The sequence below is a fragment of the Actinoplanes siamensis genome, assembly GCF_016862395.1.
GTDB classification, from domain to species: Bacteria; Actinomycetota; Actinomycetes; order Mycobacteriales; family Micromonosporaceae; genus Actinoplanes; species Actinoplanes siamensis.
In genome coordinates, this window is sequence record NZ_BOMW01000113.1 from 1 (window position 1) to 8,078 (window position 8,078).

Below are 8,078 nucleotides of genomic sequence, written 5' to 3' on the forward strand. Positions count from 1 at the left end.
GCTCGCCGGCACAACGCCGGTCCTCGTGCACAACTGTGGCGGTAGGGAGCCGGACCATGCCGATTCCTGCCGCTGTGCAAATGGTGCGTCTCCGCGACCGGCGGTTCAGGAACATGAAGTTGGTCGCTTCGGTGATCTGGATGGTAGGTCCCGAGTTCGAGATGACCTCACCCCGAATCATATTCCGCAAGCCGCGTCGGGTCGTATCGACAACTACCGCGACTATGCGGCGCACATGATGAAGGATGCGGATCATCGACTGACGCGGACATATGGCGGAGCGGGAAGGCGGACCGCGCGTCTAGATGCAGGCCTTACCAATCGGCAGGTCGTTGCCAGGGATCTGTGGGATCTGCGAAGCATCGGGCAGAAGCAGTACGGTGACCCAAGTTATTTCAACGAAGACATCAAGGGTATACTTAATTATTACCGTTCCAATAATCCCGACCTTCTGGAAAGATAGGTTCCGTGATCAGAGATGAGGTCTACAACTTCGTTCGTCTTGGCCCGCTGACCTCGGAACTCGACAACTCCGAAGATGGTGATGAGGCATTCGACGAAATGGAGCAAGCCCTTCACGCGATCGAGAAGCCTGTTACTGATGAGGAGGCTCATCTATTGCTCGGGTCCTTCGGCGAAGATAATTCTTTTGGGCTGGCTTGGACGCTGCTGCACCTGATCGAGTCGGCCCCGTCGCCGCCGGTAACGTCTGAGCCGCCGCCAGGATCAAACCCTTGGATTGAAAGAATGTGGGTCCGCTATCGAAATAGTTTGACAGATTAGCACGCCGAATATTGATTCAGGTGATGCGTGCTTTAGTGCTATATAGGTTTCCGCTTTTCCGTCAGTGAAAGTATTATTAAATATTCGGAAATTCTGTGGTAGGTCAACTCATCTTCGCAACTCGGCACGGATTCGAGAGAGAGATCATCGCGGGATTCCGAAAATGTGCAAATGATGTTGTGGAAATGGTTGTACGGGACTTTCCGTGCTTCGAGGGCTGGCGCTGGGGTGCCTGTCCGGGCGTCGGCGTGCGGCTGCGTTGCTGTCACGGCTGATGTCATTCGATCATGCATATGTGTGGATATCGATGCCTGGCTGGATGGGCCCGCTGAGTGCCGGACGTCGATGTTCTGTGTGCGGCCAGGCCATGGGTGAGTCGAGCGTTGGCGTGGTTCTGCCTGGCGTGCGCGCGGGGCCGTAGGCCTTGAGCGCGTGCGCGCGGCCCGGCAGGTGCCGGGCCGCTTCTCTTGATTACGTATAGCTTTTCTTAGCCAATCGGCCGCTGCGTAGGTGCTGGATGGTGGTCCCGGCTGCGGCTACCTGGTCGGCTTGCGGGCGCGGCGTGGCTTCGCTGGCTCGGGTGCTGCGGCCTCGGATGCCGTTGGCGTCGTGCGGTGTGCCCGGCGTGCTCGGCGCTGTATCGGCTGGACGCGTTCCACGTGTTCGCCGCCGGCCTACGCGGCGGCAAGGACACCCCGGTCTTGGTCGCCGATCATCCCCGGCTGTTCGTCACGCTGACCGCGCCGTCGTTCGGGCGCATGCACTGCGGCCCCGGGCGCGATGGCTCGCCACGCCGGTGTCATCAGCGAGGTGGTTGCGGGCGCTGGCACACCGTCGGCGATCCGGCGATCGGTACCGCGATGGATCCGGGCGGCTACGACTATCCGGGACAGGTGTTGTTCAACGCCCACGCCGGAGCGCTGTGGGCGCGGTTCACCATCGACGTCCGCCGCCACCTGGCTGCTGCGGCAGGTCTGACTCGGGCGGTGGCTGCCGTGCAGGTGCGGGTGGTCTTCGCGAAGGTCGCCGAGTTCCAGACCCGGGGCGTGGTGCACCTGCACGCCATCGTTCGCCTCGACGGCCCCGATGGGCCGGGCTCGGCACCACCCGTATGGGCCACACTGCGACGGCTGACGACCGCGATCCGCGCCGCCGCCACCGGAGCAGGGATCACGGTGTCCGGTTCCCGGATCACCTCGGCGCGGGTGCTGCGGTGGGGCCGCCAGCTCGACATCCGGCGTATCGGCGGTCGCGGGATGTCCGACGTGGCGGTGGCCGGGTACGTCGCCAAGTACGCGACCAAGTCCACCGAAGCGGCCGGGATCGACATCCCGCCACTGTTCTGCCGCACCTGCACCGGTCGCGGCGTCATGCACTCCGGCGGCAGGCTGTGCCGGTCCTGCAACGGAACCGGTCGGCGACCCGGCATTGTGCTCGATCGTCTGACCGGCCACGTCCGCACGCTGGTCGACACGTGCTGGCGGCTCGGCGGACAGCCACAGTATGCCGGGCTGCGGCGGTGGGCGCACCAACTCGGCTTCCACGGCCACTTCGCGTCGAAGTCACGCGGCTACTCCACCACCTTCGCCGCGCTACGCGCCGAACGCCGCACCTGGAGGACCCTCGGCCAGGTCGAACGCCTCGGCCTGCCCGCCGGTACGCCGCTGCTGGTGGTGGCCGACTGGCGTTACACCGGCCACCCCGACCACAGCCGGGACAGGTGGTCGGCATGAGCGCCGTCGACCTGTTGACCGTCGATGACGTGATGGCCCGGCTCCAGATCGGCCGGCACACCGTCTACCACCTGATCCGCACCCGCCGGCTGCACTCCGTATCTATCGGCCGCTGCCGGCGTATCCCTGCCACCGCGCTCACCGCTTACCTCGACACGCTGACCAAGGAGGCCGGCGATGGCCGGTAGAAGAAAAGCCAACGGCGAAGGCACCATCTTCCAACGCGCTGACGGCCGCTGGTGCGGCTCCGGCTACGTCCTGGCCGCCGACGGCACCCGCAAACGCATCTACGTCTACGGCACCACCCGCCGCGAAGCGGCCGACAAACTCGCCACGAAACTCGCCGACTCCCACCGGGGTCTGGTCGTGGCCGCCGATGCGAACCTGACCGTCGGCGACTGCTTGACCGCCTGGCTCACCAGCGTCGCCCGACACCGCCTGCGGGCTACCACGTACGACACATACGAGTCGCTGGTGCGCCGGTTCCTCATCCCCGGCCTCGGCCACCGCAAGCTCGCCGCCCTGACCGTGCGCGACGTCCGCACGTTCCTCGACCGGATCGGGACCGTGTGCCAGTGCTGTACCTGGGGCTGGGACGCGAAGCGGGATTCGAACCACCGGCGGGTGGATCGGCGTCCGCGTTGCTGTGCGGTCGGCGCGTGCTGCGGCAAGCACATCCGCCCGGCCACCGTGCGCTACGTCCGGGCCGTGTTGTCGGTTGCTCTTGCCGACGGCGTCCGCGAGGACATCCTCGGCCGCAACGTCGCCTCCGCAGTGCGGCTACCGACGCCACGCACCGATTTCCAACCCTTCACCGCCGGAGAAGCGCGCCCTTACCTGCTCGCCGCCGCCTACCACCGCCACGGTCCTCTGTTCGAACTCGCCTTGCGCACCGGGCTGCGGCGCGGCGAACTGCTCGGGCTGCGCTGGGACGATATCGACCTGAACGCCGGGCACCTGCACGTGCGGCGCACCCTGGCCGGGACCCGTGGCGGCCCCACCTTCCAACCCGTGAAAACTCACCGCTCCGCCCGGCGCATCGCTCTCCCGCACAGTTGCGTCGTCGCCCTCCAGCGCTACCACACGCGGCAGAACCTCGACCGACGCGAAGCCGGCGACCGCTGGACCGAAACCGGGCTCGTGTTCGCCAACCGCACCGGCGGCCCCCTCGAACCCGCCGCCCTGCAACGCCACCACGCCGACATCTGCGACCTCGCCGATGTCCGCTACATCCGGTTTCACGACCTGAGACATACCTGCGCCACGCTGCTGCTGGAACAGGGCGTGGACCTGGTCACCATCAAGGATTTGCTCGGTCACGCGCAGATCCACACCACCGCCGACGTGTACTCCCACGTCCGGCTCCGCATCCAACGCGCCGCCATCGAATCCATGGGCGACGCCCTCGACGACGACTCAGATCCCGACCCCGACGACAGCGACGATCCTACCCAGAGCTGACACCTGCGGCCTCCGCCCGGCACTCACCGGCCGGGCGGAGATCCACCTTCATCGGTGTCGTTGATGGGCATCTCGCCGCGCCAGGTGAGGAACCGGCGATAGAGCACCCCGGCCGGCGTCGTTGCGAGATCAGCGCACGCCTGTACGAGACACGTCGACAGGAACAACGCCAGCGAAACCCGGGCCTCGGCGTACTCCGCTAACAGTTGCCGCTGCCGGCTCGGGCACGGCCATGCCTGACCACACGCCGCGCATATCCACACCGGACGGACCGGGACATGCATCGACACGGCGGCGGGCTCCCTCGGCGTGCGGGTATATGGTGGGGAAGACCGGCGTGTACCGAAGCTGTCAAGAACCCGGATCGACGACGGGATCTTGACCACCGCGACCGGTCTTCCCCGGATCGGCACCAACAGGTCCGGCAATGTGGGAGCGCGTTCCGGCTGGGCCTGACACCAAGCATCGGCGTCCAAGGGATGAACATGGAAGACCACGGCCGTCTGCCACCGTCTCCACCCAGCGCAGACCTCGGCAACCAGCTCCGCGTCGCCCGGAAGGCGGCCGGGCACAGCCTCGCGACCATGGCCGCGCTGACCCACTTCAGCAAGCCGTACCTCGGCCACGTCGAGACCGGCCACCGTCAGCCCACCCCCGAGGTCGTCGACCGCTACGAACAGGTCCTCGGTGTCCCCATCGGTGTCGCCCGCGACCCGGTCCGCACCGCCCACGAATGGCTCTGCAACAGCCAGCCACCCGCCGGACGCCCACCGAGGACCGGCCGCCGTCTCGGCACCACCCAGCTGTGTCGCCTGGAAGCGCGGGTGATCGAGCTACGTCACCGTGACGACGTCGTCGGCAGCCGCGAACTGCTCCCCGTCGTGCGTGCGGAACTCGACGCCGTCTGCCGCTTGGCCGACGACGCGGTCTACACCGACCAGCACAGCATCCGACTACACACCGTGATCGCCGAACTTGCCCAACTGGTCGGCTGGATCGCCTCCGACGCGGGCTACTACCGGCACGCCGAACAGGCATACCTCACCGGCGCTGCCGCAGCCGACACCGCCGGCAACCGGGTCCTGGGCGGGCAACTGCTGTCCAGCCTCGCCTACCAGATCACCAACATCGGCAACCGCGAAGACGGCCTGCTCATCGCCAAAACCGCCGTCGCTGGTGCCGTCGACGCGACCCCGGTCGCACGGGCGCTGCTGCTGGAACGTCTCGCCTGGGCCGCCGCGCGCTGCCACGACCCCGACACGTGCCGCCGCGCCCTGGACGCCGTCGACGATGCCTACGATCAGCGCAGCCCGGGAATCAGCGAACCGGAATGGGTGTATTGGCTCAACCGCGCCGAGATCGACGTCATGGCCGCCCGCTGCCACATCCAACTCGGCCAACCCGCTGCCGCCGAGCCACTGCTCACCCGCGCCCTGGCCGACTACAACCCCGACCATGTCCGCGAGGTCGGCCTCTACCAAACCTGGCTCGCCGAAGGCTACGCCCGCACCGGCAACCACGACGCCGCCCGCCACACTCTCGACCAGATCGACACCAGCGCCGTCGACGCCGGCTCCGTCCGCCTCCAACGCCGCATCCACGCCGTCAACCGACTGACCACCACCGGCAGCCACTGACCGCTTCGATCCCCGGCCGAACCGGATCGGAAGCACCGCCGTGCGCGAACGTACGCCCACGTTGCTGTCACGGCTGCTGTCAACGGCGACGTCCATCGATGAAGGACATGTGGCGACTCTAGTGGACTCCCAGCTCAAATCCATGATCCACACCATGCCGCCGTCGCGACCGTCGTAGCTGTTCCACACGTACTATGTGATGGCTGGCACCGCGCCGGTCCTCGTCCACAACTGCGGTGAAAGCGGTGACGCCTCTTTCAAGGGGTATAGAAATCTCCCCGAAAAGGCAGGACCGTGGAAGGCCTATCAGGAACATGTTACAGGTCGCGACTACGAAGAAACTTGGAATTTGAATGGCCGAAACGTGCAGCTCGACGGTGGCAGCGCCAGGAAGTACATCGTTGAAGCAAAATGGATGGGCCGGAATGATGCGGCATTCGAGTCTTCGCCTTATCACCCGAGTAACTTCTTCGATGAACAAAAGTTTGTTGACCAGGCTAGACGGCTCATAGCACTTGGGCGTGATCAGAAGAGTATGGGCGTGCGCTATGCTGTATCCAATCGGGCTGGTGCTGATTTCACGCGCACGTTGTTCAGGGAATGGTTTCCTGAGGAGATGAATAGTGGATTCCTTAAGGTATTCCACGTTCCAGGAGATGGGATGTGAGTATGGCGGTGACTGGATCGTCTGCGACTGCAGTGCTGCATGCCCTTGAACAGGTCGTTCGGGTGGAGACTGGTGAGTCGCTCGAAGCGAGGCTCCGCTCGGCGGGGTGGGATGAGGGCCAGCCCGGGTCGGCCGGGCTTCTCCGGCGGTGGCAGAACGGCGATTTGGTCGTGACTCAGTATGGGCGGGGTGCTTCCGCTTTTATTGAAGCGACGATTGATTTGTCAATGCCGGACCTCGACGATCTCGATAGCGAAGAGCGCCTGATGAAGGATTTCGAGGAAAGGTTCGCAACAAATCTTGATGCTTGTAGCGCCGAGTTGGGGGAGCCCTCGTTCGTCGGCTCCTACGGCGATGCCGGTTTCCCGGAAGAGCTAGATGCGGTGATGACCGCTCGGTGGCTGCGTCGCTCTGGCGTAATCGCGCTGCATCTGAAGCACGAGGATGACGGTGTCCCGTTTAGGATTACCATCACCGCGGATTGACATTTGTTGCGGACGCCCGCAAGTGGTGGCCATCGCGTGAACGGCGGGCGGTGATCGCTAAATCATGCGTCGGTGGTCGCGCCTGTTCGTGATCGTCTGTCTGGGTTGGCGTCACCGTTGATGTCAGCGTAGCGTTTCCATCGACAAACTTGCATTTGTCTGCCCGCGGTTCGGAGCTGGGAGTCAAGCGGAGTGAGAATGCGCTGGTGCCGCTTGGCTATCGCCACGAGGTGCTCCACCTGAGCCCGTGGCGTGCGCGCGATAGTCACACCGGCACGCCGCAGGGCGGGATCCTGTCACCGTTGATCTTCAATATCGCCATGACGGGGCTGGACGAAGACCTGCACGGGCCGTGGCAGCCCGACGGGTCGATGAGTACGTCCAGCCGCCGTTTCGCACGTCGTAACAAGGGTCAGCCGACATGGCGAGTCATCCGGTACGCCGATGACTTCGTGGTTCTCGTGCACGGCTCCCGTGAGGACGTCGAGGTGTTGCAGGACCGCGTTGCGCGAGTGCTCGAACCGTTGGGGCTGCGGCTGTCACCGGCCAAGACCCGGGTCGTGCACATGAGTGACGGGTTCGATTTCTTGGGGTTCCACATCCAGTGGCGCCGCAAGTACGGCACGAGGAAGTGGTACGTCTACACCTTCATCGCCGACCGTCCGGTCCGGTCACTGAAGGAGAAGGTCCGCGCTCTGACCAGGCGGACCACGCAGCGAAATCCCGGGTTCGTGCTGACCAGGCTGAACCAGGTCATACGCGGTTGGGCCAACTATTTCCGGCATGCAGTCGGCAAGCACACCATGTCCACCCTCGCCAGATTCGTATGGCAACGGGTGGTCCGATGGCTGAGCCAACGGCACCGCTGGAGATGGAAGGACGTCCGCCGCCATTTCACCACCCCGAACGGGCAGTGGAAGCCAGTGACGGCGGACGGGATCGAGTTGTTCAACCTGGCCAAAGTACCGATCACTCGGTACCAGTACCGAGGTGACAAGATCCCCAGCCTCTGGGCTGCGTGACATCAACGGCAGACACCGTGGAGAGCCCGTTGCGGTGAGAATCGCACGGCGGGTTCGGCGAGCGGCATGGGAAAACGGACCGGAGGCAGCTCCGACACCGCGTCCCATGCCGACTTGGCTCAATGGACCCGTGCCTGTTTGCTGCCCGCAGGTGCCCGCCAGTCCGGATCTTGGACCTATTGCCGGTCCCTCTTAGCCAGACTGTTCTGCTCATAGTGTCGTGAAAACTATGTGAGGCCGACACCTCGGGTGCCCGTTGGTCTCCGCTGTACTCACGCCCGTTCGCCGCC

Annotated in this window: 10 protein-coding genes and 1 pseudogene; 10 read left to right on the plus strand and 1 reads right to left on the minus strand. The window is 64.9% G+C overall.

The window, feature by feature from the left end; translation table 11 throughout:
• From Asi03nite_RS37005 to Asi03nite_RS37025, 5 genes are all read left to right on the plus strand, one after another.
• Positions 1 to 463: hypothetical protein (locus Asi03nite_RS37005; protein WP_203685184.1), on the plus strand; the 463-nt coding region annotated here is incomplete at its 5' end.
• A 5-nt stretch (positions 464 to 468) separates the two neighbouring features.
• Positions 469 to 783, plus strand: coding sequence for a hypothetical protein (locus Asi03nite_RS37010; protein ID WP_203685185.1), 315 nt, complete (start codon positions 469 to 471; stop codon positions 781 to 783).
• Between the two features lie 530 nt (positions 784 to 1,313).
• The gene (locus Asi03nite_RS37015; RefSeq protein ID WP_373872221.1) at positions 1,314 to 2,516 is read left to right on the plus strand and encodes a replication initiator; all 1,203 of its coding nucleotides are present in this window, start codon (positions 1,314 to 1,316) and stop codon (positions 2,514 to 2,516) included.
• Positions 2,513 to 2,704 carry a helix-turn-helix domain-containing protein gene (locus Asi03nite_RS37020; protein ID WP_203685187.1) on the plus strand — a complete coding sequence of 64 codons (192 nt, stop codon included), beginning with the start codon at positions 2,513 to 2,515 and terminating at the stop codon, positions 2,702 to 2,704. The genes Asi03nite_RS37015 and Asi03nite_RS37020 overlap by 4 nt, the downstream gene beginning before the upstream one ends.
• A complete protein-coding gene (locus tag Asi03nite_RS37025) occupies positions 2,694 to 3,977 on the plus strand; it encodes a tyrosine-type recombinase/integrase (RefSeq protein WP_203685188.1) in 1,284 nt (427 codons plus the stop codon). Before Asi03nite_RS37020 ends, Asi03nite_RS37025 begins: the two co-directional genes overlap by 11 nt.
• A 23-nt stretch (positions 3,978 to 4,000) precedes the next feature.
• Here the strand turns inward: Asi03nite_RS37025 and Asi03nite_RS39065 are convergent, their stop codons facing one another.
• Positions 4,001 to 4,453, minus strand: a complete 453-nt coding sequence (locus tag Asi03nite_RS39065; protein ID WP_373872222.1) for a hypothetical protein — start codon at positions 4,451 to 4,453, stop codon at positions 4,001 to 4,003.
• A gap of 3 nt (positions 4,454 to 4,456) precedes the next feature.
• Here Asi03nite_RS39065 and Asi03nite_RS37035 point away from each other — a divergent pair, with 3 nt between their 5' ends.
• The 5 genes and pseudogenes from Asi03nite_RS37035 (at position 4,457) to Asi03nite_RS38835 (ending at position 7,788) form a co-directional block, all read left to right on the plus strand.
• Positions 4,457 to 5,614 (plus strand): helix-turn-helix domain-containing protein, encoded by a 1,158-nt coding sequence (locus Asi03nite_RS37035; protein ID WP_203685192.1) that lies wholly within the window; start codon positions 4,457 to 4,459, stop codon positions 5,612 to 5,614.
• A gap of 199 nt (positions 5,615 to 5,813) precedes the next feature.
• Positions 5,814 to 6,281: a hypothetical protein gene (locus Asi03nite_RS37040; RefSeq protein WP_203685189.1), complete on the plus strand. Its 468-nt coding sequence runs from the start codon at positions 5,814 to 5,816 to the stop codon at positions 6,279 to 6,281.
• Positions 6,278 to 6,766, plus strand: a complete 489-nt coding sequence (locus Asi03nite_RS37045; protein ID WP_203685190.1) for a hypothetical protein — start codon at positions 6,278 to 6,280, stop codon at positions 6,764 to 6,766. The genes Asi03nite_RS37040 and Asi03nite_RS37045 overlap by 4 nt, the downstream gene beginning before the upstream one ends.
• Positions 6,767 to 6,882: 116 nt before the next feature.
• Positions 6,883 to 7,356, plus strand: a pseudogene (locus tag Asi03nite_RS38830) (reverse transcriptase/maturase family protein); the annotation flags it as partial.
• Entirely contained in the window at positions 7,333 to 7,788 is a 456-nt protein-coding gene (locus tag Asi03nite_RS38835; protein WP_307834060.1) for a group II intron maturase-specific domain-containing protein, read from the plus strand. The pseudogene Asi03nite_RS38830 and the gene Asi03nite_RS38835, both read left to right, overlap by 24 nt.
• Positions 7,789 to 8,078: the final 290 nt, after the last annotated feature.